The sequence below is a fragment of the Lacihabitans sp. CS3-21 genome, from assembly GCF_024343675.1.
Classification (GTDB): Bacteria; Bacteroidota; Bacteroidia; order Cytophagales; family Spirosomataceae; genus Leadbetterella.
Genome location: NZ_RJUD01000008.1, coordinates 96,244 through 121,413, shown reverse-complemented (window position 1 = coordinate 121,413; position 25,170 = coordinate 96,244). Strand labels below are relative to the sequence as shown.

Annotated in this window: 21 protein-coding genes and 1 tRNA gene; 14 read left to right on the top strand and 8 right to left on the bottom strand. The window is 36.9% G+C overall.

Features of this window, described 5'->3' with window-relative positions; all coding sequences use genetic code 11:
- Positions 1–41 precede the first annotated feature (41 nt).
- The 3 genes from EGI24_RS07300 to EGI24_RS07290 all read right to left on the bottom strand — a co-directional run bounded on the left by EGI24_RS07300 (position 42) and on the right by EGI24_RS07290 (position 2,638).
- Positions 42–1,523 (bottom strand): DUF4301 family protein, encoded by a 1,482-nt coding sequence (locus EGI24_RS07300; RefSeq protein WP_255047706.1) that lies wholly within the window; start codon positions 1,521–1,523, stop codon positions 42–44.
- Between the two features lie 128 nt (positions 1,524–1,651).
- Positions 1,652–1,722: transfer RNA gene (locus EGI24_RS07295), tRNA-Gln, on the bottom strand.
- Between the two features lie 121 nt (positions 1,723–1,843).
- Positions 1,844–2,638: an SDR family NAD(P)-dependent oxidoreductase gene (locus EGI24_RS07290; RefSeq protein ID WP_255047705.1), complete on the bottom strand. Its 795-nt coding sequence runs from the start codon at positions 2,636–2,638 to the stop codon at positions 1,844–1,846.
- Positions 2,639–2,772: 134 nt separating this feature from the next.
- Between EGI24_RS07290 and udk the strand changes: the two genes are divergently transcribed.
- From udk to EGI24_RS07275, 3 genes are all read left to right on the top strand, one after another.
- Positions 2,773–3,393, top strand: coding sequence for a uridine kinase (gene udk / locus EGI24_RS07285; protein ID WP_255047704.1), 621 nt, complete (start codon positions 2,773–2,775; stop codon positions 3,391–3,393).
- Between the two features lie 314 nt (positions 3,394–3,707).
- Entirely contained in the window at positions 3,708–5,084 is a 1,377-nt protein-coding gene (locus tag EGI24_RS07280; RefSeq protein WP_255047703.1) for a S8 family serine peptidase, read from the top strand.
- 79 nt (positions 5,085–5,163) lie between these two features.
- On the top strand, positions 5,164–5,370 hold the full coding sequence (locus EGI24_RS07275) for a hypothetical protein (protein ID WP_255047702.1): 207 nt from the start codon (positions 5,164–5,166) through the stop codon (positions 5,368–5,370).
- A 109-nt stretch (positions 5,371–5,479) separates the two neighbouring features.
- On the opposite strand, the gene EGI24_RS07270 is transcribed toward EGI24_RS07275, so the two are convergent.
- Positions 5,480–6,466 (bottom strand): ribonucleotide-diphosphate reductase subunit beta, encoded by a 987-nt coding sequence (locus EGI24_RS07270; protein WP_255047701.1) that lies wholly within the window; start codon positions 6,464–6,466, stop codon positions 5,480–5,482.
- Between the two features lie 184 nt (positions 6,467–6,650).
- Between EGI24_RS07270 and EGI24_RS07265 the strand changes: the two genes are divergently transcribed.
- From EGI24_RS07265 to fabD, 9 genes are all read left to right on the top strand, one after another.
- Complete coding sequence (locus EGI24_RS07265) at positions 6,651–7,454, top strand: M48 family metalloprotease (protein WP_255047700.1); 804 nt, start codon at positions 6,651–6,653, stop codon at positions 7,452–7,454.
- Between the two features lie 147 nt (positions 7,455–7,601).
- Positions 7,602–8,801, top strand: coding sequence for an argininosuccinate synthase (locus tag EGI24_RS07260; RefSeq protein ID WP_255047699.1), 1,200 nt, complete (start codon positions 7,602–7,604; stop codon positions 8,799–8,801).
- Positions 8,802–9,093: 292 nt separating this feature from the next.
- A complete protein-coding gene (locus EGI24_RS07255; RefSeq protein ID WP_255047698.1) occupies positions 9,094–9,951 on the top strand; it encodes a class I SAM-dependent methyltransferase in 858 nt (285 codons plus the stop codon).
- 313 nt (positions 9,952–10,264) lie between these two features.
- Positions 10,265–12,661 (top strand): outer membrane beta-barrel protein, encoded by a 2,397-nt coding sequence (locus EGI24_RS07250; RefSeq protein WP_255047697.1) that lies wholly within the window; start codon positions 10,265–10,267, stop codon positions 12,659–12,661.
- 166 nt (positions 12,662–12,827) lie between these two features.
- The gene (ilvD, locus tag EGI24_RS07245) at positions 12,828–14,510 is read left to right on the top strand and encodes a dihydroxy-acid dehydratase (protein ID WP_255047696.1); all 1,683 of its coding nucleotides are present in this window, start codon (positions 12,828–12,830) and stop codon (positions 14,508–14,510) included.
- Between the two features lie 179 nt (positions 14,511–14,689).
- A complete protein-coding gene (ilvB, locus tag EGI24_RS07240) occupies positions 14,690–16,429 on the top strand; it encodes a biosynthetic-type acetolactate synthase large subunit (protein ID WP_255047695.1) in 1,740 nt (579 codons plus the stop codon).
- A gap of 41 nt (positions 16,430–16,470) precedes the next feature.
- Positions 16,471–17,007: an acetolactate synthase small subunit gene (ilvN, locus tag EGI24_RS07235; RefSeq protein WP_255039793.1), complete on the top strand. Its 537-nt coding sequence runs from the start codon at positions 16,471–16,473 to the stop codon at positions 17,005–17,007.
- Between the two features lie 111 nt (positions 17,008–17,118).
- Positions 17,119–18,162 carry a ketol-acid reductoisomerase gene (gene ilvC / locus EGI24_RS07230; protein WP_255047694.1) on the top strand — a complete coding sequence of 348 codons (1,044 nt, stop codon included), beginning with the start codon at positions 17,119–17,121 and terminating at the stop codon, positions 18,160–18,162.
- Positions 18,163–18,390: 228 nt separating this feature from the next.
- Positions 18,391–19,275, top strand: a complete 885-nt coding sequence (fabD, locus tag EGI24_RS07225; protein WP_255047693.1) for an ACP S-malonyltransferase — start codon at positions 18,391–18,393, stop codon at positions 19,273–19,275.
- A gap of 53 nt (positions 19,276–19,328) precedes the next feature.
- Here the strand turns inward: fabD and EGI24_RS07220 are convergent, their stop codons facing one another.
- Complete coding sequence (locus EGI24_RS07220; RefSeq protein ID WP_255047692.1) at positions 19,329–21,008, bottom strand: hypothetical protein; 1,680 nt, start codon at positions 21,006–21,008, stop codon at positions 19,329–19,331.
- A 393-nt stretch (positions 21,009–21,401) separates the two neighbouring features.
- Complete coding sequence (gene purB, locus EGI24_RS07215) at positions 21,402–22,745, bottom strand: adenylosuccinate lyase (RefSeq protein WP_255047691.1); 1,344 nt, start codon at positions 22,743–22,745, stop codon at positions 21,402–21,404.
- 68 nt (positions 22,746–22,813) lie between these two features.
- On the opposite strand from purB, the gene EGI24_RS07210 reads away from it, so the two are divergent.
- Entirely contained in the window at positions 22,814–23,512 is a 699-nt protein-coding gene (locus EGI24_RS07210) for an MIP/aquaporin family protein (RefSeq protein WP_255047690.1), read from the top strand.
- 18 nt (positions 23,513–23,530) lie between these two features.
- Positions 23,531–24,115 carry a DUF1080 domain-containing protein gene (locus EGI24_RS07205; RefSeq protein ID WP_255047689.1) on the top strand — a complete coding sequence of 195 codons (585 nt, stop codon included), beginning with the start codon at positions 23,531–23,533 and terminating at the stop codon, positions 24,113–24,115.
- Here the strand turns inward: EGI24_RS07205 and EGI24_RS07200 are convergent.
- Together EGI24_RS07200 and EGI24_RS07195 are read right to left on the bottom strand one after the other, a co-directional pair.
- The gene (locus EGI24_RS07200) at positions 24,112–24,312 is read right to left on the bottom strand and encodes a helix-turn-helix transcriptional regulator (protein WP_255047688.1); all 201 of its coding nucleotides are present in this window, start codon (positions 24,310–24,312) and stop codon (positions 24,112–24,114) included. The genes EGI24_RS07205 and EGI24_RS07200 overlap by 4 nt on opposite strands.
- Before the next feature lie 101 nt (positions 24,313–24,413).
- Entirely contained in the window at positions 24,414–24,902 is a 489-nt protein-coding gene (locus tag EGI24_RS07195; protein WP_255047687.1) for a hypothetical protein, read from the bottom strand.
- Between the last annotated feature and the right edge of the window lie 268 nt (positions 24,903–25,170).

Below are 25,170 nucleotides of genomic sequence, written 5' to 3'. Positions count from 1 at the left end.
ACGACAATTTTTTATAATTACAAATATTTAACTAGCTAATATTAAGCGGGTTGATGTTCTTTTCTTAGTAAATCGTTCACGGTTTTTACTGGATTGAAAGTAATTAAAGGTACCTCCACAAATAAAGTGTTCCAGTCAGACATGGCTCCATTCCATAGTCCAGGTAGTTCTTGAGCTTTTAGCGTTTTTCCACTTTGTGATTTCTCTGTTATAAATCCTGTTTTAGGGTCTCTGAATTTTAGTAAATCATATTTTTCCTTTTTGTGATTTTTTGTGGCACAAATCAAATCTACTGGGTTAAAGTGCGTTGCTTTTTCAAAAATCTCTTTTTGCTTCTTGTTTCTCATATCAAACTGAGCAGACTCCACGATTTGTAGCGATATAGATTCGTCACTGTTTTTTGCCCAGAAAGGTCCTCCACCCGGCTCACCGACATTTTTTACCATACCGCATATTCTCAACGGTCGATTAAGTTTGGCTAACGCAAATTTATATTTTTCTTCAGGCGACCAATTTCTAAATCCTTTCGGAGTTTCTACACTGAGTTTTTCTTTGATAAATCTGATAGCCTTGTTTACCATATAAACCGAAGGCTCAGGTTTTTCTAATCTTTTTAGGAAATAGAAAATCTGTTTTTGGAAACTCAATAATAAACCCGCCAATGCTTTTTTATAGAGAATAGTTTCACTTTTGAGGTGGTCAGGCACTACATTGTCTACATTTTTGATGAAAATGATGTCGGCATCAACGTCATTTAGGTTTTCGAGAAGTGCCCCGTGGCCTGCTGGTCTAAAAAGTAAATTACCTTTGCTGTCTAGAAAAGGCTCATTGTCCATACCTACTGCAATGGTATCGGTTGAGGCTTTTTGTTCAGAAAACGATATGTCAAACTTTACGTTGAACTCGGCTTCATAGCTTTTTAAAACCTTGTTTATGAGTTCTTTAAATTTTTTTCGGTGCTCTGGAGAAACCGTGAAGTGCAACCTTACTTTACCTTTGTTGTTGGCATATTGTGCTCCCTCCACAAGGTGTTCTTCTAATGCGGTGCGGGTAGAATCCCCATAGGCATGAAACTCTAATAAGCCTTTGGGTAAGTTGCCATAATCCAGCCCATTTGAGCCCAAAAGTGCTTCTAATTGTTCTTGTTTTTCGGTGGTTTTTAAAAATTTAGAAAGGCTTTTATAAAAAGCAAAAGATTTGATTTGCTCATGAAATTGTTCCACCGACTTGTCTGACTTGCCCTCGTCTTTGGCTGCGTAGAGCGACTTGAACATCCTACTTGCCGCACCTGACGCAGGTACAAACTTCAAAAGTTTCTTTTTAGCGGCTTCTTGATTAAAAACATCTAAATATTCACTGAGTTCTTTTTCGTCGAGTTTTATCATGCCATCACCTATGGTTGCGGCTCTTTTGGCTATCATGAAAGGAAAACCCGATTTGAAGTTTTCTATTTGCTGTTCTAAGGTGGTTAAATCGCTACCTCGGTCAGCTATTTGTTTAAGGTCTTTTTCGGTAAAACTCATGTTAAAGAATTGAATATTATTTGGAATTCAATTAGGCAAAAAGTTTTAGGATAAGCAAATAATAAAAAGGAAAATGAGGATGATGAGGTATAAAAAACAAAAAAGTCGCTCGAAAGCGACTTTTTCTGTTGGCTTACAAGGACTCGAACCTTGAATAACGGCACCAAAAACCGCTGTGTTACCATTACACCATAAGCCAATCCTGTAATGTGGGTGCAAAATTAAGTCAACTGTCCAATTCTTCCAAGTAGTTTCCCAAAAATATTTTAATTTATTAAGCTAAGAAGTCATAACATTGGCTTCTCAGATTTTCAAAAACCTTATAAATACTTGAATGCCAAAGGGTCTGGAAATTGAAACTGATAATTGCTTTTTGAAAAAAAACTATCTGTATTGATGGTCTTTTTTGAAGAATTTCTGGTCTGAGTTAAAATCTGTGTCTGTTTTTGAGAACAATTCTCCCAAATCTCAGCTCTTGTGGGATGCTTTGGACTGACTATATTGAATGTTTCGTTGACAATATTTTCTTCAATTAGGCTTAAAATAGAGCCCACAGCATCATTTTGATGGATATAATTCACTTTTGTGAAATCACTTGCTGTTTCTGAAGTAAAATATTTGCAGGGGTTTCTGTCCATTCCCATCAAACCGCCAAACCTGACTATCAAAAATTCTTTTTTGTATTTTTTGCTAAAATCAATAAGGAGATTTTCAGCTTTCACCAGAAAATGGTTTGAATCTGCATCTTTCTCTTTCATTTCTTTTTCGATATTTGGATAAACCGAAGTAGAACTCACAAATATTATTTTCTGAATCTTTTTAGATTTCTCGCATTCTGTCAAAATATTTTCTACTTGTGTAAGATGATATTCTTCGCCTAAGGTTTTGGCTTTGGGGGGAATATTAATCACTAATAATTCCGATTCAAAGAAAGCTGAATCTCCTTTAAATTCAGGTTGAAAAGCTATTTGAAAAGCTTTGATTCCAGAATTTTCTAAAGTCTGAATTTTTTCTTGGGTCGTTGTACTTCCCTTCACTTTCATGTTTTTTGCTAAAAACGCTACAGCTAATGGTTTCCCCAGCCAGCCGCAACCCAAAATCGATATTGTATTCATAGTTATTTCACAACGATTTTTGAAATACAATGGTTTGATAAAAATGTTTTCTCCCAAAAAAAGGTCGATTCCCCACCGAGATTTAGTAGTTTTGTATCCGAAATTTCAATTTTTAACAATTCTTGGTAAAATAAATGCCTAAGCCTTATATAATCGGAATTACGGGAGGAAGTGCTTCTGGTAAAACCTATTTTCTTCATAGTTTACTCAGCCATTTTACAAAAGACGAAGTTTGTCTTATTTCACAGGACAATTATTACAAAACTCGCGATCTTGTACCTAAAGACAACAATAAAGTTGAGAATTTCGACTTACCTGAGTCTATTGATTTTGAGTTGTTTTCACAACATATCAACGATCTCAAGAACGGAAAAGAAGTTAGAATGCAGGAGTATACTTTCGATATTTTTGACAAAGAACCCAATATTCTTGTTTTTAAGCCCGCACCCATAATAGTGGTAGAAGGTATTTTTGTTTTTCATGATCCATACATTTCAGATTTACTCAATCTCAAAGTTTTTATAGATGCCTTGGAACACATAAAAATCCGCCGAAGGATTATAAGAGATAACAATGAACGTGGTTATGACCTTGATTCAGTGCTTTATAGATGGGAAAATCACGTAGCACCTACCTACGAAAAATTTATAAAGCCTACCAAGCAAGACGCCGACATCATTATCAACAACAACAAGCATTTTGAAAATGGCCTTAAAATTCTAACAGCTTTTTTGCAAAATATCCTCAGAAAATAAGCTATTTTGTTTTTTCTACTTGTTCAAAAAGTATTTCTACGGTATTTAAATTCAGGAAATTCTACGCTAAAATCGTTTCGTGGCTTGGTGTACTTTTACACCATGAAAACTATAAAATTTATAGCCATGAAAATTTATTCTTTGTACTACTTATAAAATATAGAAATCTTTTTTTTATAAAATGAGATTTGATAAAACAGTGTTTTATTAGGCCTTATGACGTGATTTTGTAATTCTATAAGTAGTTCGAAGAATAGTCGGGAATGCTGAAAACCGACCAAGAGAGTAAGCACAAAATTAATTTTTTTAAAGCCATGTCTAAAACAAAAAAAAATGAAGAAGAAGTAGAGTATACAGGAAGGTATATTGTACTTATGCCTGAGAATTCTGATTCTCAAAACTCTATTAATCAAATCAATGCCGTAAGTGGGTTGAATCTCAAGAATTCAACTGAATTTGATGGGGAAATTTTTACCGAAAAAGATCTTGACGACTGTGATGGAATTTTGCTTGACAAAATTGGTGTAGCCATTGTCAACAAAAATCCAAAATTTGAAAGTGCGATTGCTGGACTTTCTGTAAATTCCAACATGGTAGTGGAACCAGAAAGAGTTGTTTATGCTACAGGTATTTTAGAGTCATCCTCAGAAAATTACATCAAAGGCTATAGAGATGCTGTAAATTCTCTAGCCGATATTTTGCTTCAGAATCCTGAAGAAGAAATGACCGAAGAAGAAGAGGCTGAGATAAGTGCAGTGGGGTCTACTTGGGGCCTAAAAGCCACAAAAGTGATTCCTTCAACTTTTATGTATTCAAATCCATATTCTGGTGCGGGTATTAAAGTAGCTATTTTGGATACGGGTTTTGATCTTGCCCATCCAGATTTTGTAGGCAGACCCATTGTACATCAAAGTTTTGTTTCAGGTCAGGCCGTACAGGATGGTCACGGACATGGAACACACTGCACAGGTACAGCTTGTGGTCCATTGAATCCTACACCAGCAGTAGAAAGATATGGCATAGCTTACAATGCTTCTATCTATATCGGAAAAGTACTGAATAATGCCGGTAGTGGTGGTGATGGTGGAATTCTCGCAGGTATCAATTGGGCCATAGCCAACGGTTGTGCTGTCATCAGCATGTCTTTGGGTGGAAATGTCAGCGGAGCTGGGTATTCAGCTGTTTATGAGAATGTTGCAGTTAATGCATTGAATAATGGTTGTTTAATAATAGCTGCGGCTGGAAATGCTTCCACAAGACCGGGAGTTATAAAGCCGGTTTCACACCCTGCCAATTGTCCTTCCATAATGGCAGTAGGTGCTGTGGATAGTGCTTTGAATGTTGCCAACTTCTCATGCGGTGGCTTATTTTCTACTTATGGAGCAGTTGATATTGCTGGCCCAGGTGTAGGCGTGTTTTCAAGTGTTAAAATGCCTGCTAGGTATGCCACCTGGAACGGCACAAGTATGGCTACCCCACATGTGGCGGGCATTGCGGCTCTTTGGGCTCAATCTTCGGGTGTTAGAGGAATGAATTTATGGAGGAAACTTACTTCCACCGCTAAGCCATTGACCGCCCATCCAACAAGAGATGTGGGTGCTGGCTTGGTGCAAGCACCTAATAAAAGAATAATTTTAGAGCCATTTCCTAGGCCTTTCCCAATAAAAAGACCAATACCGCCATTTGGTTGATATTGATTTTGGAGAGCTTTGATGTGCTCTCCAAAATTTTGGTTTTCTAAATTGCTGGAAAAATTTAATAATGGCTAAGATGAAAAAAGTAAAATGGTTAGTATCAGTGGATTCTTTGCAATATAAAAGCGTGATTTCAGAGCTAAAAAGGCTTAAATGTGAAGTCCATTCAGAACTGGAGACAATTCATGTAATTGTAATAAATGCCAATGAAAAGGACATATTGAAGTTTAAAAAAATCAATGGAATTTTAGCAATAGAGAGAGAAGGACAAGTCAGTATTTGATGCCAACCTTTCTAAAAAAAAATTAAAATAGTTTAGGTTAATCGTAAATGTCAAAAGCCCCACTTTTTGAGTGAGGCTTTTATTATTTTTACCAAAAACTAAGTTTAAATCAAAAGTCTTCGTCCAACGAAAAGGACATTTTTTCTCTGTCAGAAGTTACGCCAGCTTTTTGGTATTCACCCACTCTTTTTTCAAAGAAATTGGTCTTGCCTTGAAGCGAAATCAAGTCCATGAAATCAAAAGGATTGGTGGCATTGTAAACCTTAGGCAGCTGTAATTGCTCCAAAAGGTGATCGGCCACAAACTCTATGTATTGGCACATTTGAGGAGCGTTCATGCCAATCAATGAAACTGGTAAGGAATCAGAAACGAATTCTTTCTCTATTTCCACAGCGTCAGTAATTATTTTTGTTACATCAGCCGGATTCATTTTGTTTTTGATATACTCCGTATAGAGCATGCACGCAAAATCCCTGTGAAGGCCTTCGTCTCTAGATATTAGTTCGTTAGAGAAAGTCAAACCAGGCATTAAACCACGTTTTTTCAACCAGAAAATCGAGCAGAATGAGCCTGAGAAAAATATACCTTCTACTGCCGCAAATGCTATCAAACGCTCAATAAAATTACCATTTTCTATCCAACGCATTGCCCAAGCAGCCTTTTTAGCCACACACGGAATGTGGTCTATGGCGTGTAAAAGTCTATCTCTCTCCTTTTGGTCTTTGATATAAGTATCAATCAGTAAAGAATATACCTCTGCGTGAATATTCTCGATCATTATTTGAAAACCATAGAAACATTTGGCTTCTGGAAACTGCACATTGGAAAGGAATCCAACGGCAAGATTTTCGTTTACTATTCCATCAGAAGCAGCAAAAAATGCTAGTACGTGCGAAATAAAATGACGCTCGCCGTCATTCATGGCTTCCCAATCTTTGGTGTCTTGTGATAAATCCAATTCTTCAGCTGTCCAAAAAGAAGCTTCAGCGTTTTTATAAAATTCCCAAATATTAGAGTGCTTGATAGGGAAAATTACGAATCTATTGGGGTCTTCAATTAGTAAGGGTTCGGTAAGTTTTAGGTCTGCGTCTGTCATTATGTAAGCGTAGTATAAAATTTCATTCTTTATTTCAAAATTACATCAAAAAATTAGTAACAAAAATATTTTTTTGTCTTTTTTAGATTCACTGATTTTAATAACCCGATTCTGTTTTTTTTGTTTGTAATTTATTCTAATTTTAGGTTTTTAAGGGGGTTATAATTCATTATTCTTTAATAAAATGAACAACAGCGGTGGCTTTAAGTTAAGATTGGTTATTGGTTTGGTAATGGCTGTAATGGCTCTATTGAGTTATTATGGAAAAACCCAAGAAAACCCGTTAACTGGTGAAAAACAGCAAGTTAGTCTTTCTCCTGACGAGGAAGTTGCCATGGGACTACAGTCTGCACCACAAATGGCAGAGGAATATGGCGGGTTATTTCCTGACGATAAAGTTCAACAGAAAGTAAAGTATATCGGCAACGAGTTGGTACGCACTTTCAATAATGAAGTGGAATCTTTTGGTCATGGAAATCCTTATCAATTTGATTTTCATGTTCTTCGTGATCCACAAACTGTCAACGCATTTGCACTGCCTGGCGGGCAGATTTTTATAACAGTTGGATTACTAAGTAGACTCAAGTCTGAGGACCAGATTGCGGGGGTTTTAGGACATGAAATCGGTCATGTGGTGTATAGGCATTCGTCGGAGCAGATGGCCAAAACGGAGTTTTATCAAGGTTTGGCAGGAGCAGCAACAGCCGCTGCTGGCGACATGGGGGCATCCCAAATAGCAAATTACGTGGCTCAAATGAAACTCATGAAATTTGGAAGAGACGATGAGTTAGAATCTGACGAGTTTGGAGTGAAATATATGCTCAAAGCAGGATACAATGCTGAGTCGATGATTGAAGTGATGGAGATTTTGGCCGAAGCCTCTGGCGGAAGGAGTAGAGACGAATTTATGAGTTCGCATCCCAGCCCCGATAACAGAATAGGCAGAATAAAAGAACATATAGAAAAATACAAAAAAGAGATGCGTTAATGCGATGGTCTTTTGGTTAAAAGTCTCTTTGGGTTAAACTAAAGAGACTTTTTTGGTTTCTTGGGTAAACTATAACTAATAAAACTTCCAATTAAAGCCATTAAGTCCTAATTTTGCGGAAATTTTAGGTTTTCAAAAATCAGATAAATGAAAAAAGTAGTTTTAGCATACAGTGGCGGATTAGACACATCATTTTGTGTAAAATATTTGGGTGAAGAAAAAGGAATGGAAGTGCACTCAGTTTTGGTGGATACGGGTGGATTTACAGATGCTGAAGTGGCTGACATAGAGAAAAAAGCCTACGAATTGGGCGTGAAATCTCATTACACGGCACGAGTTGCAGACAAATACTACAAAGAATGTATCAAATATTTGGTTTTCGGAAATATCCTAAAAAATAATACTTACCCACTTTCGGTAAGTGCTGAGCGAATTTTTCAAGCCATCGCTGTGGCAGAGTATGCCAAGTCTATCGGTGCAACAGCCATCGCTCACGGTTCAACAGGTGCAGGCAACGACCAAGTGAGATTTGATATGGCATTCAGAATTATAGTTCCTGAAGCTGAAATTATCACACCAATTAGAGACCTCAAACTTTCGAGAGAAGAAGAAATTGAGTTTTTAAAAGCCAAAGGAGTCGTGCGTGAATGGCACAAATCGACTTACTCTATTAACCAAGGCCTTTGGGGAACTTCGGTAGGTGGAAAAGAAACCCTAAATTCTTGGGATAATCTACCAGAAAGTGCCTGGCCGACACAATTGACCAAGAAAAAGCCTACAGAAATAACCTTAGAATTTGTAAAAGGGGAGCTTAAGGCTGTCAATAACCGTAGATTCAAGAATCCAGTGGAGGCCATTAGAAGAGTGCATGAATTGGCATCACCTTATGCCATTGGCCGCGACACACACGTTGGAGATACCATCATTGGTATCAAAGGTCGTGTAGGATTTGAGGCAGCGGCACCGCTTATTATTATAAAATCGCATCATTTGCTCGAGAAACACGTTCTGACCAAGTGGCAACAATATTGGAAACAAAACCTTGCCGAATGGTATGGCATGTTGCTCCATGAAGGTCAGTTTAATGAGCCAGTTTTGCGTGACATTGAAGCGTATTTTGATAACAGTCAAAGCAATGTTTCAGGTGTAATAAGAGTGCAGTTGGCACCGTATAATTTCCAAATTTTGGGAATAAAATCAGACTATGACCTGATGTCTCCGGTATTTGGAAGCTATGGCGAAATGAACAATGCTTGGTCGGGCGACGATGTAAGGGGATTCTCAAAAATAGCCTCTAACCAAGTTATGATTCACCAAAAAATCCAGGAATTGGCAGAGAAGAAGTAAGTTTATAAGTTTATAAAAAATATTTAAAGGGCTGGTTTTAATCAAAATCAGTTCTTTTTTTGTGTAAATTCGTTTTTAGTTTTTTAATAAAGGAAAGCTTAAACGATTCAAAATTGTAATAAACTGTTTGTTTATTATGTAATGATTATTAAAAATAATTTTAGATCCACTTTTCAATTTCTATACCTTTGTTTTGAAAATAATTATTTATTTTGCGGACGGTTGAATTATTGCTTGTTATTTAACCTATCAATTGTTTTCCTTACCCAATTTGGCCCCCTAATAAAATACCATGTACAATTCTGAAAGCTACAAGAAACATCAAGATTTCATAGACAAAGGTATTGATGAAAATTATTTAGAAGATCTTTTTGATGAAAACAGTCCGATTCTTCATTACAACAGAGGTTTCTTTAAAAACATTGATCCAATTATTGAGGAGGATGAAAAATGGCTTACAGTGGGTGATTTTACAGGTATAGATGCCGCCTACATCAAGAAAAAAGGAGCTTATACGGTTGCTTCAGACCTCAGCATAAAAACCTTGGAGGAGAAAGTTTTATCCAAAGGCCTTGTAGATGAATGTTGCATTCAAAATGTTGAAATGCTGACATTTGATAACAATTCTTTTGATTATGTATGCTGTAAAGAAGCCTATCATCACTTTCCGAGGCCTGCAATAGGGTTTTACGAAATGATAAGAGTTGCTAAAAAAGGTGTGATTGTTATGGAGCCGAACGATATAGGAATTTCTTTTCCATTATTGGCAATGGTGCGAAACATATTAGACAGAGTCAATACCAAGCTAATAAAAAAAATATGGAAAAATCAATACTCTTATGAAGTGGTAGGCAACTACGTTTACAAGGTTTCTTTTAGAGAATTTGAGAAAATGGCCACAGGCTTAGATTTGCCCATGATAGCAGTAAAAGGATTTAATTCGGCAATAGAGGCTCGTTGGCAGTCAAAATCGACGCAGAATTTTAAAAGATTCCTAAATAACGTACTTTGTAACTTATCTATTTTACCTTATCAACACCTTTCAATTATTGTTTTCAAGCAGCAGCCTGATGATGAAACCCTCAAGAATTTAAAATCAACTAATTATAGACTTCATGCCCTTCCCAAAAACCCCCACAATGGTTTTTAGTGTTTTGTGATTAGCATGATATTATTGCTGGAAGCTAGATTTTTGCCAAAATATTTTTGGGCAAAAGTTGAAAAATAAATTGTACATTAAATAAATCTGAAAAAGTCTTATGGAGCCTTTCATAGTTTTAGGTTTATTTTGGTAACTAACATAACTATTTTTCAGATTTTTAATAATTCTTAGTTTTTTTACTAAAAGATTAAATGTTTTGTAAAAAGTTTTAAGGACCATTCATCAATTTGAGCCAAATCTTTAATAAATTATGTCGTATTTTTGATCATTAAAAACACAAATAAGTTACTCTCAAAGCAACATGAAAAAGCTATTTTTACTAATTCTAATTTTGAACTCAGGTATTCAAGCTTTTTCACAAAAAATACAAATAAGATTTGTAGATAAGTTTTCGGCACCACTATTTGGGGTTACAGTTAATTTAAGAGATTCTTTGAATAAATCTTTTCAGCTCAACAACTTTACAGACACCTCAGGAAGGGCGGAGTTTAACCTTAAATCCAATTCTATTTATCTTTTGAAGGCTAGCTCTGTAGGGTACAGGCCTTTCGGAGCAGTAATTAATACTTCTGATAAGGGTAAAGCATATATTTTTACTTTGCAAGATGATTCTCAAACCCTGAGTTCTGTGACAGTATCTGCCAAAAAGCCGCTCATGAGGCAGGAAGACGATAAAACTATTGTAGATCCCGAGCCTCTTGCAGGTATGAGTACCAATGCTTTTGAGTTGATAGAAAAAACGCCTGGACTTTTTGTGGACCAAGATGGCAATGTTTATCTCAATAGCTCGAGTCCAGCGAGAATTTATATCAACGGCCGAGAACAAAAGCTGGGGCCTTCCGATATTGCGTCGATTCTTAAAAGCTTGCCACCCAATAGCATTGAAAAAATAGAAATTATCAGAACCCCATCGGCCAGTATGGATGCCTCTAGTTCGGGAGGAGCAGTCAATGTAGTTTTAAAAAAAGGCGTAAAATTGGGCAGAACAGGAACCGTAAACGCAGGTTTTAATCAAGGAAGATTCGGGAATCAGTTTGTAGGTATAAATCTCAACCGAAGTCTAGAAACCCGAAGCTCGTATCTCAACCTGAATTTTAACCACCGCAAATCGTTTGACGAATCGACTTTTGAGCGTGTTTTAGGAACAGAAAATCGAAATCTAAATACGGATAGCTATTCAATTTTTCCTGCCTACAGTATTTTTTCAGGATTTGGAGCTAATTTCGACCTTTCCAAAAAACTAGAAGTGGGCTACGATGGCAGGCTCAGTTTTAACGACAACCAAAGCAGAATTGAAAACAACAGCGAGGTGGTGAATTCAGTAAGTTTTGCTGAAAAATTTTCTCAAAATAAAAACTTGGTAGAAAATAATACCCAAAACTACAACATCAATCAAGGCGTAAACGCCAAATATAAATTCGATGAAAAAGGCTCAGAATTAAGGTTTGATGCATCTTTAGATTATTTTGAGACAAACGGAGGGCAGGGTTATAATACTAACTTTGTGATTCCTACAGCCATAAGTTTCAGTGGTGCGGGCGACTGGCTCAATTCCAGAACTTTATTCGCTTCAATGTTAGATTTTAAATATCTTTTTCCTAAAAAATTAACGCTGGAGTCGGGTTTGAAAACCTCCATTCAGAATTTTGACTCTAAAACCGAATATACAATAACCAGAAATGGTATTACGGCCAAAGATGCTTTTAGAACCAACGCCTTTGATTATTTTGAGAATATCAATGCGGCCTATGCTCAGATGTCAAAAAGCTTTGGGAAATATGTACTTAAAACCGGTGCGAGATTGGAAAATACGGTCATGAAAGGCCGTCAAACTGTGCCGTCGGATACTACTTTTAGTATCAATAGAACAGATCTTTTTCCTTATATTTTCTTCAGTAGAAAGTTATTTAAAATAGCTTCTTATGACCTTCGGGGATATTTGATAGCTCGTAGAACTATTAGCAGGCCAGTCTATGAATATCTGAATCCATTTCCACGTTTTGTGGATCAATACATTTATGAGGCCGGAAATCCATCGCTTAGGCCACAGTTTACCAACAACATTGAGGCCAATATTAGTTTTGATGAGCGACCGATTTTCGCCATTGGTCGGAATTACGTGAAGGATATCTTCACTTCGGTGGTGCTTCAGGACAAATCGGACGCTAGAGTTTCTTACAGAACCTATCAAAATTTAGGTAAAAATACCGAAACCTATTTCAGGCTTTTGGGTGCTGTTCCACCTGGTAAAAAGTACTTTTTTGTGGTGGGCACCATGTTTATGTTTAACGATTATGAAGGCCAATTGGACAATAAACCCATCACTTTCTCCAAAGGCACTTGGTCCTTTTTTACTTTTCATCAGTTGAAAATCGACGCCAATTCGTCGGTTTACCTCAATGGTTTTTTCAGAACCAACGGGCAGCAACAATTTTATGAACTCAGTAATTTTGGCGACTTGGATTTGAGCATCAATAGACAGTTCTTTAACAAGAAGTTGGTCGTTACAGCCCAGATGCGAGATATGTTTTATTCTTACAACTATTCCTTTACTTTAAACCAAGGAAACATCAACGCCACGGGCTTTCGCAGAAGCGATTCTCGTCGTTTCGGCATCAATATTCGCTACAATTTCGGCCAAAAAAAGAAAAACGAGGGCTTTGATATGTTCAATATGGAGGGGATGGACTCCAAATAATTGTACTTTTTTAAGTGCGATATTTCACTAATTCAACAAGGAGGCCTATTGCTGCCGATTTTTACAAGTTTTATTTGTAATTATTATTTTATGTTTTTTTATTTGTAAAGTTGAAATAAGTATTTTAGCGAATATTCGCTAAATAACAAATTACATTAAAACAAAAATGTCGCAAAACCTCAATAAGTTCAGCAGAACACTTACGCAAGAAATCACCAATCCAGCCGCTAAAGCCATGCTTTACGGTATCGGTCTTTCCTCAGATGACATGCAAAAGCCGCAAATCGGTATCGCAAGTACTGGTTATGAAGGCAATACCTGTAATATGCACTTAAATGGACTTTCTGTTCATGTGAAAAAAGGGATTCAGGCCAACGACATGGTAGGTCTTATTTTTCATACTATAGGTGTATCAGACGGTATGACAAACGGCAACAACGGTATGAGTTATTCATTGCCAAGCCGTGATTTGATTGCCGATTCTATTGAAGACGTAGTGGCTGCTCAATGGTATGACGGAGTAATTGCGGTAGTAGGCTGCGACAAAAATATGCCAGGAGCTATGATAGCCATTGCGAGGCTTAACCGCCCCGCTATGTTGGTATATGGTGGAACTATCCGCTCAGGCGAGTATAAAGGACAAAAATTAGATATCGTATCTGCATTTGAGGCCTTGGGTAAAAAGTTCGCTGGAAATATCTCAGATGAGGACTATGAAGGCGTAATAAAAAATGCAATTCCGGGTGCTGGAGCATGTGGAGGTATGTACACAGCCAATACCATGGCGTCATCCATGGAAGCGATGGGCTTAACTCTACCAAACTCTTCGAGTTACCCAGCTACGCACGAAGGAAAAGTGGCAGAGTGCATAGCCATTGGAGCCGCAATGAAAAACATGTTGGAACTCAACATACTTCCAAAAGACATTATGACCCGTAAGGCATTTGAAAACGCTATGACGGTAGTAATGGCTCTTGGCGGTTCAACAAACGCAGTTTTGCATTATTTGGCAATTGCCCATGCCGCGGATGTTGATTTTACCTTGAAAGATGTTCAGGCGATTTCCGACCGAGTGCCTTTCTTGGCTGACTTGAAGCCATCAGGTAAATATTACATGGAAGATATGCTTGCTATTGGCGGTTTGCCTGCTTTGATGAAGTATTTGTTGAACAATAACTTGTTACACGGTGATTGTATGACCATTACTGGCAAAACACTTGCAGAGAATCTTGTCGATGTTATTGAGTTGGAGTTTGAAAATCAGAATATTATTCGTCCACTTTCTAATCCCATCAAACCAAGCGGACATTTACAGATATTGTATGGTAATCTAGCCCCAGATGGAGCTGTGGCCAAAATTACTGGAAAAGAAGGTTTAAAATTTGAAGGAGCTGCCAAAGTTTGCGAGTCTGAAGAAGAAGTGATTGATTTTTTGGCAAAAGGAGAGATAAAACCAGGTCATGTGGTGGTTATTAGAAACGAAGGACCAAAAGGTGGTCCAGGAATGCCTGAGATGCTTAAACCAACTTCGGCTGTAATGGGGGCTGGTCTTGGTAATGATGTTGCTATGATAACAGATGGTCGTTTTTCTGGTGGTACTCATGGATTTGTAGTGGGTCATGTTACGCCAGAGGCATTTGATGGAGGAAACATAGCCTTGGTAAAAGATGGTGATAAAATTACAATTGATGCGGATTCTAATCAACTGATTTTGCACGTTTCCGACGAGGAACTGGCGGTAAGAAGAGCCGAATGGAAGCAAATCCCTTCTCCATTTACAAAAGGAGTCTTGAGAAAATACATCAAAAATGTTAGCTCAGCAAGCAAAGGCTGTGTTACAGATTTGTAAGGAGGGTTAGGAGTTTTCAAAAATTTCTAAAGATAAAATTGGAATAATTGAACCCTAGAAATTCAAATCGGATTTTCAAAAGCTAAAAGCTAAAAGCTAAAAGCTAAAAGCTAAAAGCTAAAAGCTAAAAGCTAAAAGCTAAAAGCTAAAAAATATAACAAACAAAAACCAAATATACCATGAGTAAAGAAATAGCTTTCATGGAAGAAGACATTAAAATAGAAGAGGTAAAGTTTTTGTCAGGTGGACAAGCACTGATGGAATGCTTTGTTGCAGAAGGTGTGGATACCATTTTTGGGTACCCTGGCGGTGCCATTATGCCTATTTACGATGCCCTTTACGACTACACCGATCGCATCAATCACATTCTGGTTCGTCATGAACAAGGTGCTTCACATGCTGCCGAAGGCTATGCTCGGTCAAGTGGTAGGGTGGGTGTTTGTATGGCTACTTCTGGTCCAGGAGCTACCAATTTGGTGACTGGTATAGCAGATGCCATCATTGATTGCACCCCTATGGTTGCCATAACAGGACAAGTAGCTTCTAACTTGTTAGGCACAGATGCTTTTCAAGAAACCGATGTGATTGGTATTACTACGCCTATATGTAAATGGAACTATCAAGTAACTGATCCGGATGAAATTCCGTTGATTTTGGCAAAAGCTTTTTTTATAGCAAGAGCTGGAAAACCTGGTCCAGTTTTGATCGACATCACCAAAGATGCTCAGATTAAAAGCATGACCAAGCCTTTTGAATATAAGCCAATTGAAGGATTGCCAGGATACCATCCACGTAGAGTTCCAAAGATGGATCAGGTGGAAAAGGCTGCCGAATTGATCAACAAAGCCAAAAGACCTTATATATTATTTGGACATGGTGTTTTGATATCAGAAGCCATGGAGGAATTTAGAGCATTTGTCGAAAAAACCGATATTCCTTGTGCAAGTACCCTTTTGGGTTTGTCAGGTATTTCTATAGATCATCCAAACTACATGGGTTGGTTGGGAATGCACGGTATGTATGCACCAAACGTCATGACGGATCAGTGTGATATTCTCATCGCCATCGGTATGCGTTTTGACGACAGAGTTACGGGTGATGCTTCGCTTTTTGCCAAGCAAGCCAGGATAATACACATTGAAATAGATCCTGCAGAAGTTGAAAAAATAAAGAAAACAGAGGCTCCAGTTATCGGTGATATAAAAGAGGTTTTGAATCTTCTTACGCCATTGGTCAAAAAAGGCGATTATACCGGCTGGAAGAACGAATTTAGGAAACTTGAACCGAGAGAAAAAGAAGCTGTTACGGATAGAGACCTGAAGTTTGAAGGTCAAATTAAAATGGCCGAGGTAGTGAAAATGGTTTCGGACAAAACCAAAGGTGAAGCCTGTGTAGTAGTGGATGTGGGTCAGCATCAGATGGTTACGGCAAGATATTTTGAGTTTAAAAGACCTAATTCTTATATCGCTTCAGGCGGCTTAGGTACAATGGGCTTTGCCATACCAGCAGCATTAGGTGCCAAAATGGGAGCCCCAGACAGAGATGTTATTGCATTCATAGGAGATGGGTGTTTTCAGATGACTATACAAGAATTGGGCACCATTGCCCAGAGCAAATTGCCAGTAAAATTGATTATCCTCAATAACAACTATCTCGGTATGGTACGTCAGTGGCAACAATTGTTCTTTGATAAAAGATACTCGTTTGTGGAGCTTCAAAATCCTGATTTTATCATGATTTCTAAAGGATTTGGCTTAGAAGGTGAAAAAATTACTGAAAGAGATCAATTAAGTGAGGCAATTGACAAAATGTTGGCCCATGACGGTGGATATGTGTTGGAAGTTGTTGTTGAAAAAGAAGAAAACGTATTTCCGATGGTACCTGCGGGTAGAAGTGTAAGCGAAATCAGACTTACATAAATCGAGGTTTAAAGCAACATTTACAGCAAATTAGAAAAATTATGACGCAATATACGATATGTGTTTTTACCGAAAATAGCATTGGTCTTTTGAACAAGATCACGGTAATCTTTACACGTAGAAGAATAAATATAGAAAGTCTTACCGTTTCTGAAACTGTTAGAAAAGGCGTTTCTCGCTTTACGATAGTTATCAAACACGAGAAGCGTGAAGAGGTTGAAAAGTTGGTTCGCCAAATCAGAAAAATTGTTGAAGTTTTGGCAGTTTTTGGATACCTGAATGATGAAATCGTTTACAACGAAATAGCTCTTTTCAAGATTTCGACGCCAATTGGCGGAAAAGCCTTGGACATAGATACCATCAACCGCATTTATAAAGCTTGGGTCGTTTATTGGGGCTTAGATTATGTAACCATCCAGAAAACGGGTACTGAAGAAGAAATATTTGACTTTTTTAGATATCTTAAACCTCACGGCATCATAGAATTTGTACGCTCTGGCAGAGTGGCCATTGGCAAAACGCCGCAAGGATTGGTAGAGTACTTACCTGAGGATCAGGAATGGGAATATTATCTGTGATAATTTGAATTTCGCCGAATTTATTCGGAAATTTGCAGCGTTTTTGAGATTTTTTAAATAAATATAACGTAGAACATATTGTTCGATTTTCTAAAACAAAATAGTATATAAATGGCAAAGTTAAATTTTGGTGGTGTTGAGGAGGAAGTAGTAACAAGAGAAGAATTTCCCCTTGAAAAAGCAAGAGAAGTATTAAGCAACGAAGTTATCGCTGTAATTGGATATGGAGTACAAGGCCCTGGTCAAGCTATGAACATGCGTGACAACGGTCTTCCAGTAATCGTTGGACAACGTAAAGGTAAAACTTACGACAAAGCTGTTGCTGACGGATTTGTACCAGGCGAAACCCTTTTCGAAATCGAAGAAGCTCTTGAAAAAGGAACAATCATTTGTTATTTGCTATCTGATGCCGCTCAAATAGAGCTTTGGCCAACTGTTAAAAAATACCTTACTCCAGGGAAATCATTGTATTTCTCTCACGGATTTGGTATTACTTACAAAGAAAAAACGGGTATCGTTCCTCCTGCTGATGTAGACGTATTTTTGGCTGCTCCAAAAGGATCAGGTACTTCACTACGTCGTTTGTTTGTAGAAGGTAAAGGTTTGAACTCTTCTTTCGCTATTTACCAAGATGCTACGGGCAAAGCTCGTGAGAAATGTATAGCTATGGCTATCGGTGTGGGTTCTGGATATTTGTTTGAAACAGATTTCTATAAAGAAGTATCTTCTGACCTTACAGGCGAAAGAGGAACTTTGATGGGAGCTATCCAAGGTATTTTTGCTGCTCAATATGAAGTATTGCGTGCAAATGGTCACTCTCCATCAGAAGCTTTCAACGAAACTGTTGAAGAATTAACGCAATCGTTAATGCCATTGGTAGCTGAAAACGGAATGGACTGGATGTATGCCAACTGTTCTACAACAGCTCAAAGAGGTGCTTTGGACTGGTGGAAGCCTTTCCGTGATGCAACTAAGCCTGTTTTTGAGAAATTATACAACTCCGTTATCACTCAAAACGAAGCTGCAATTTCTATCGAGCGTAACTCTCAACCAGACTACCGTGAGAAATTGGAAGTTGAGTTAGCTGAACTTCGTGACTCAGAAATGTGGAGAGCTGGTAAGACTGTTAGAAGCCTTAGACCAGAAAATAACTAAGAAATATTTTCTTTCGATATTCAAAAAATCCTCGAAGCGATTCGGGGATTTTTTGGTTTAAAGTGTCTTTGTTTGTGATGAAATAAACTAATGCCTAGCGGATTGGCACAAACTTTAACCTATAAATTAGACTATTTTCCACCATTCTTTCTAGCTTGCCAACTTTCTAACCTACCAACTTACAGACTTTTTAACTAATTTTGCACCATAAACAAAACCTCTGATAAGATGACAGCATACGTATTTCCAGGACAAGGTGCACAGTTTAGTGGCATGGGGAAGGAGCTTTACGAAACTAATGAGAAGGCTAAGGCACTTTTTGATAAAGCCAATGAGATTTTAGGATTTGATATTACAAAAATAATGTTTGAGGGTTCTGATGAGGAACTTAAACAAACCAACGTTACGCAGCCAGCAGTGTTTTTGCATTCGGTTATTTTGGCTTCTACCATCGAGGATTTCAAGCCCGATATGGTTGCAGGGCACTCTTTGGGTGAGTTTTCGGCTTTGGTTGCGGCAGGTGCATTGTCTTTTGAAGATGGACTTAGATTAGTGGCAAAACGTGCTGATGCTATGCAAAAAGCTTGTGAATTGAATCCATCAACGATGGCCGCAGTTTTGAATCTTTCGGATGAAAAAGTAGAGGAGGTTTGTGCAGCAGTGCATGCAGAAACTAAGGAAGTGGTGGTTGCTGCAAATTATAACTGCCCAGGTCAGTTAGTGATTTCGGGAAGTATTGAAGGAATAAATGTGGCTTGTGAAAAAATGAAAGAAGCAGGTGCCAAACGTGCATTGGTTCTTCAAGTAGGTGGAGCATTTCATTCGCCATTGATGGAGCCAGCTCGTGAAGAATTGGCTGAAGCTATCAAAAATACTGAATTCAAAACTCCTATTTGTCCGATTTACCAAAACGTAAGTGCCAAGCCATTTACCGAGGTTGAGCATATTAAAATGAACTTGATTCATCAGTTAACTGCCCCAGTGCGATGGACCCAAAGTGTTCAGCACATGGTGGCTGACGGTGCATCAAAATTTGTAGAATGCGGACCTGGTAAAGTTTTACAAGGCCTAGTAAAAAAGATTTCACCTGAAGTAGAAACAGCAGGAGTTTAATCGAAAAAATATAGTTTAGGGCATGAAAAGAGTCTGAAAGGACTCTTTTTCTTTTAGTTGAATTTGAAATAATAGAGAGACTTCAAAGGATAAGTTTTAAATTTCTCTTCCCCTTTTTTGCTAATTAGCGAAAGTTTAAAAAGTCCATTTCTTTTTTTCAAAAAAGATTTGGCCTCTTTTTGGCTAAAAATTACGCTTGCTAGATTTTTTTCTGCACGTTCTTTTAAGTGAGTAAGTTCTATTTGAAAAGTATTTAAACTTTCAGTATCTGAGAATTGCAAATAGTTGATATTTCCGTTTTGTGCGGTGTCTAAATGAACTACAATTTCATGCTTTTCGCCATTATAAAAAGCTTCAAAAAACTGAGGTTTTTGAAGAGTATCTAAAGCAGGCTCCATAATATTCAAATTAAGGAATTTTGAGAAAGTTAAATTTGTATTGTACTGGTTGTTCCAATTGATTTTTTGAGTCCCATTCGATTGATAGATTTTTCTGTTTTGAAACATCAAGAAAGACATTTCAAAACTGTTACTTTTTAGAAATCGCTTCGGGATCATATACTCAAAGTAAAAATCTCTTCCCTTTATTGGTTTTACATGAAAAAGTTTATCATTTTTAAGGGGAAGTTCGTAATAGGTTTTTTCTCCATTCTGTAGGCAAATTAATCCCAAACCATTTGAAGGGTTTTTCAAATAGCCATTAATTTTTGCATTGATAGTAATATAAGGATTGTCAGGTATTTGCGTGCCATCAATGCTTATGATATCTATTTTATTGTCAAAATCACCTAAAATATCCTTGTGATTAATGTCCATAGGTTTAACAAGTAATGTTTTCAAAACATCGGAATTGTCAAAAATACCTTTTTTTATCAAGGTGTCTAGACCTGGTCGCATATTCAGGGGAATATTATGAATGGTTCCTTCGTCCAGATATAATTGTTTGGTGTTTCCCGTAATCATCACTAGAACCGATTGAATCGATCTTTTTTGATAACCAAAAATTTGTATCCATTTGGTATAATTTCTTGCTTGGTAAATCAAAGTGAGGAAGAGTATAGACAGAAAAACCCAGTTACTAAGTTTATAATTTTTAGACTTAATCCAAGTTTTTAAATGAATTTTATAAAACAAAATATAAAAAACCACAAATATACATACACTATTTATCAGGTATGCACCTCGTAAAAGAGCTATTGAATCAGTATATTGTCTTTTAGATGAAATCAATAAATAAGTACCTAAAAAAAACAGTAACAATGCACTAAGCGTTATATGACTTTGATATGATTTTTTGAAAATCAAGAAATAAATCGAAAAAAGTATGCCTAGAACACCTAATATTTGATTGATTTTAATAGATTCTAATCCACCAATTCCACCCATATAAATGGGGAAAACATAAGCTAGTCTTTTGAAAATAGATGCATCGAAGGGCGTATTTCCTTTTTCATAATCTATAAAAAAAATTATAATAGCCACTATAGAGAATACTGTCCAAAGCGTGAGTTTTTTATAATCTTTAGTGATTATTAGGCCAACAATTCCTAGAGGTACTAATAAAAGCCCGTTACCATTTGAGAATATCCCAAAAAACAATAGAATGATTGGAAGCACGATGTGCTTGGTTTCAAATAAATAATATAAAGAAGTTATTACAAAGAAGATCACTACGAAGTGTGACAAAGACTCCATCGCTAAACCGTTGATTTCAGCATATGCAAATGAAATCATGAGTAATGGAACAGGTAGAAAATAACAAAATCTCGAAAGTTGGAATTTTCCAAGTTTAAAGAAAAAAAATAAAGTACTTAGAAAAAAAAGGAATCCTATTAACCGCAAATGCTGAAAGTTAATTTGGCCAATTAAATAATAATCTGAAAGTACGAATAGCTTCAAGACCACCAAACGGAAGTCATTGTTTTGAGAAAAAAGTAGCTGAAGAGTTTCTTTGAAACCACTAGTTTTTAGATAATCAACTTGAAAATTAACAATAGCTCCGAAGTCGTCAAGTAAGGGGAAGTTTATAAAAATGTCAGAAAATATAAATACATTAATTGCCAAGAAGCATATAAAAAATGCAATTGACAGTTTATTTAATTTATCCATTATCTGTAAATAATTATCTTAGATTCCCGTAAAAGTAAACGGAGTTATTTGTTTTAACTCATACTTGGTTTTTTCAGAAATATCCAAGGTTTCTATAAACTCTTTAATGGCTCGTTCAGTGATTTTGTCGTTTTTGCGGGTTAAATCTTTCAGGGCTTCGTAAGGTTTAGGGAATCCTTCTCTGCGTAAAACCGTCTGTATAGCTTCGGCTACCACGGCCCAGTTTTCTTCCAAATCTGCATCGATAGCGGATTGATTCAATTCTAATTTTCCGATTCCCTTTATCAAAGATTTAAGAGCAATCAATGTATGTGCCAATGGCACACCTAAATTTCTTAATACTGTGGAATCTGTCAAGTCTCTTTGAAGTCTTGAGATGGGTAATTTGGCCGAAAAATGCTCAAAAAGTGCGTTGGCAATTCCTAAATTTCCTTCTGCATTTTCAAAATCTATTGGGTTGACTTTGTGAGGCATGGCTGAAGAACCAATTTCGCCCGCTTTGATTTTCTGTTTGAAATAATTCATAGAAACATACTGCCAAACATCTCGAGAGAAATCTAAAAGTATGGTATTGATACGCTTTATATTGTCGCAATAGGCTCCTAAATTATCGTAGTGCTCTATCTGAGTAGTGGTTTGGCTTCGGCTTAGCCCTAGTGTTTCATTTACAAATTTATTTCCAAAATCTACCCAGTTGGTTTCTGAATAAGCCACAAAATGGGCGTTGAAGTTTCCTGTTGCCCCTCCAAATTTTGCTGAGTATGGAATTGCCGCCAAAAGTCCAATTTGGTTTACCAGTCTTTCCACAAATACTTTCATTTCTTTACCCAAACGAGTAGGAGAGGCCGGTTGACCGTGTGTTTTAGCCAACATAGGAATTGATTTCCAAGCTTCTGCTAATTCTTGGATTTGCTCAACAACGGCCATCAATTGAGGAAAAAATATGGTATCGTGAGCCTCTTTCAAAGAAAGTGGAATGGAAGTATTATTGATATCTTGTGAAGTCAAACCAAAGTGTATAAACTCTGAATATTTCTCGATTCCGAAGTTTTCGAATCGTTTTTTAATAAAATATTCTACGGCCTTCACATCGTGGTTGGTCGTTTTTTCTATTTCTTTAATTTCAAGTGCGTTTTCCTCTGAAAAATTGTGATAAATATTTCTAAGTTCACCGTAGAGATTTTTTGGAAAATCAGACAATTGAGGTAATGGAAGTTCACAAAGTTCTATGAAATACTCGATTTCTATCCTAACTCTGTACTTAATCAAGCCAAATTCAGAGAAATAGGCGGCCAAATCTTCCACTTGTCTGCGATACCTTCCGTCTATTGGCGAAATGGCACTTAAAGAATTTAATTGCATATTATATTTAATAAACCGCAAAATTACTAAATTGCTCTCACAATCAACCTTAAAACATTAATTGAATTATGACTACATCTCCTTTTTTAGGCGAATTTTTAGGAACTCTAGTATTAATTTTGTTTGGAAGCGGCGTAGTGGCCAACGTGCTTCTAAAGCATACCAAAGGACATAATAGCGGATTGATAGTCATAACATTAGCTTGGGCTATGGCTGTCACAATGGGTGTATTTGTGGCACAAAAATTTGGCAGTCCAGATGCTCACCTTAATCCTGCTCTGACTATCGCATTTGCTTTTCAATCAGGCGATTGGTCCAACGTTTTCTCTTTTATTGTAGCCCAGCTTTTGGGTGCTTTTTTAGGTTCATCACTTTCATGGTTGATTTATTATCCGCATTGGGCGGCTACTGAGGACCAAGGAGCCAAGCAAGCGGTGTTTTGTACGAGTCCAGCCATCAAACATACTCCTTCCAATTTGTTCACAGAAATCGTAGGTACTTTTGTTTTGTTTGTTGGTGTTTCTTCTATTTATGCTACAACAGGCTCAGGATTAGCACCTTATTTGGTGGGTATGTTGGTATTGGTTATTGGTAATGCCTTGGGAGGCACCACTGGCTATGCTATAAATCCTGCCCGTGATTTAGGTCCACGTATTGCCCACGCGGTGCTACCGATTGCAGGCAAAGGTGATAGTGGTTGGTCGTATGCTTGGGTTCCGGTAGTAGGGCCAATTGTGGGTGCTGTTTTAGGTACCTTTTTATTTTAAACCATTTCAAATTTTCTCATGAAAAAAGCAATTCTTTGTTTCTTGATTTTAGGTTTTTCGGTAGTGGTTTCTGGGCAGAAACTTAAAAAGATATTTAATGGGAAAAACTTGAGCGGTTGGGTAGTTCCTCAGCCAAACTATGATAATTGGACGGTGAAAGACAAAATGCTCCTTGTAAAAAGTAGCGACGACCGCAAGGGAAGCATACTTTGGACAGAGAAATCGTACAAAGATTTTATTGTTGAAGTAACCTATAAAGATGTGAGTGGCGTAGTGGATTCGGGTGTTTTTTTGAGGGGGGAAAATGACCAAATTCAAATCGGAATTTCGGGTTCGCTCAAAAGAGATCTTACGGCATCGCCCTATATTCCAGGATTGCGATATCCTTCAGAAGCGAAAACGGATGGAATATTGAAAGTGGGCGAATGGAATACCATAAAAATAAAAGTGGTGGATAAAACCTACACTGTTTGGCTAAATGGGAAAGAAGTAATGACCTATGTCTCTGAAAAGATACCAGCTTCTGGTCCAATAGGAATTCAGTTGCACCCTGGCAATAACATGAGCATTCAGTATAGCAAAATACTTCTGGCCGAGATTTAGTCTTCGAATTCTAGTTCAAATATATCCTCTACAGTTTTGCCAAATAGTCTGGCAATTTTAAGGGCTAAAACTGTGGAGGGTACATATTTGTTGCTTTCCATGGCATTGATGGTTTGACGGCTTACGCCTATCTTTTCTGCCAAATCAGCCTGTGTGATGTTCATTATGGCTCTTTCTATTCTTATTCTATTTTTCATTTCGGTTTTATTTTCATGCAAATTCGCTAAGACCCAAAGATTGAAAGTGATATCAATGAGCCTTTGAACTTTTTCATGATTGTTTAGCTTTAATCGTTATTTTAGTTTTTCTCAAAACGAGGTTTTAGAAAAAGAATAAAGTAGAATCTGACAATGAAAAATACCAATGGCGTAAACATATTGAAGATAATGACTTGGAAATATGCCATTCCATGAACAAAAACCGTGGCTAATATCAAAAGGCTAAAATTAAAATAAATTGCCCACTGAAGAGATTCTAGTCGGGTGATTGTCACATATTCGTCTTCGATTTTTACCTTAGAAAAGGCTATGAGTATTAGGCCAATAATACTCCCAATTGCCGCAACTTCGTCTGTAAAGTTCAATACTGAAACTTCATCATTGAAATGGGTTTTACTCGAACCTATCACAAAACTATCTGAAAAGTAATATTTGAAGGGCAATTTGATGGTTAGAAAATCGAGACTCAAATCATTAAAAAGTACGAAGCCACCTAATATCAAAGCAGGAATAGCGATGATCCAACCCATGAGTTTGAATCGATGCGGAAACAAAAATCTTGATTTCATTTTCTTGTAATTTTACTATTGTAAAGAATAATTTACCAAATGTAAAATATACTTTACTTAATAGCAAATAAAATTTACAAAAAAATTTTCAAAATCAAGAAACCTATATAGTTTTTTATCTCAAAACTTCATTGATATTGGTCTAAGCTTCAAGAATTTATTTCGGAATTCGTACGTTTTGAGATTTCAATTAATTTCAAATTCGATTAGGGAAACCTCATTTACATTGAATTCAAAAAAATACGCCTAATTTATAGATTATAATCAA

Bases quoted from the DNA above. Each gene is read 5' to 3' on its own strand.
- EGI24_RS07220 (WP_255047692.1), bottom strand. From the start codon at position 21,008: ATGATTTCATTTGCATATGCTGAAATCAACGGTTTAGCGATGGAGTCT.
- EGI24_RS07260 (WP_255047699.1), top strand. From the start codon at position 7,602: ATGAAAAAAGTAGTTTTAGCATACAGTGGCGGATTAGACACATCATTT.
- ilvD (WP_255047696.1), top strand. From the start codon at position 12,828: ATGTCGCAAAACCTCAATAAGTTCAGCAGAACACTTACGCAAGAAATC.
- ilvC (WP_255047694.1), top strand. From the start codon at position 17,119: ATGGCAAAGTTAAATTTTGGTGGTGTTGAGGAGGAAGTAGTAACAAGA.
- EGI24_RS07205 (WP_255047689.1), top strand. From the start codon at position 23,531: ATGAAAAAAGCAATTCTTTGTTTCTTGATTTTAGGTTTTTCGGTAGTG.
- EGI24_RS07270 (WP_255047701.1), bottom strand. From the start codon at position 6,466: ATGACAGACGCAGACCTAAAACTTACCGAACCCTTACTAATTGAAGAC.
- EGI24_RS07200 (WP_255047688.1), bottom strand. From the start codon at position 24,312: ATGAAAAATAGAATAAGAATAGAAAGAGCCATAATGAACATCACACAG.
- EGI24_RS07280 (WP_255047703.1), top strand. From the start codon at position 3,708: ATGTCTAAAACAAAAAAAAATGAAGAAGAAGTAGAGTATACAGGAAGG.
- ilvN (WP_255039793.1), top strand. From the start codon at position 16,471: ATGACGCAATATACGATATGTGTTTTTACCGAAAATAGCATTGGTCTT.
- EGI24_RS07250 (WP_255047697.1), top strand. From the start codon at position 10,265: ATGAAAAAGCTATTTTTACTAATTCTAATTTTGAACTCAGGTATTCAA.
- EGI24_RS07210 (WP_255047690.1), top strand. From the start codon at position 22,814: ATGACTACATCTCCTTTTTTAGGCGAATTTTTAGGAACTCTAGTATTA.
- EGI24_RS07255 (WP_255047698.1), top strand. From the start codon at position 9,094: ATGTACAATTCTGAAAGCTACAAGAAACATCAAGATTTCATAGACAAA.
- udk (WP_255047704.1), top strand. From the start codon at position 2,773: ATGCCTAAGCCTTATATAATCGGAATTACGGGAGGAAGTGCTTCTGGT.
- EGI24_RS07290 (WP_255047705.1), bottom strand. From the start codon at position 2,638: ATGAATACAATATCGATTTTGGGTTGCGGCTGGCTGGGGAAACCATTA.
- EGI24_RS07265 (WP_255047700.1), top strand. From the start codon at position 6,651: ATGAACAACAGCGGTGGCTTTAAGTTAAGATTGGTTATTGGTTTGGTA.
- EGI24_RS07195 (WP_255047687.1), bottom strand. From the start codon at position 24,902: ATGAAATCAAGATTTTTGTTTCCGCATCGATTCAAACTCATGGGTTGG.
- purB (WP_255047691.1), bottom strand. From the start codon at position 22,745: ATGCAATTAAATTCTTTAAGTGCCATTTCGCCAATAGACGGAAGGTAT.
- ilvB (WP_255047695.1), top strand. From the start codon at position 14,690: ATGAGTAAAGAAATAGCTTTCATGGAAGAAGACATTAAAATAGAAGAG.
- EGI24_RS07300 (WP_255047706.1), bottom strand. From the start codon at position 1,523: ATGAGTTTTACCGAAAAAGACCTTAAACAAATAGCTGACCGAGGTAGC.
- fabD (WP_255047693.1), top strand. From the start codon at position 18,391: ATGACAGCATACGTATTTCCAGGACAAGGTGCACAGTTTAGTGGCATG.
- EGI24_RS07275 (WP_255047702.1), top strand. From the start codon at position 5,164: ATGAAAAAAGTAAAATGGTTAGTATCAGTGGATTCTTTGCAATATAAA.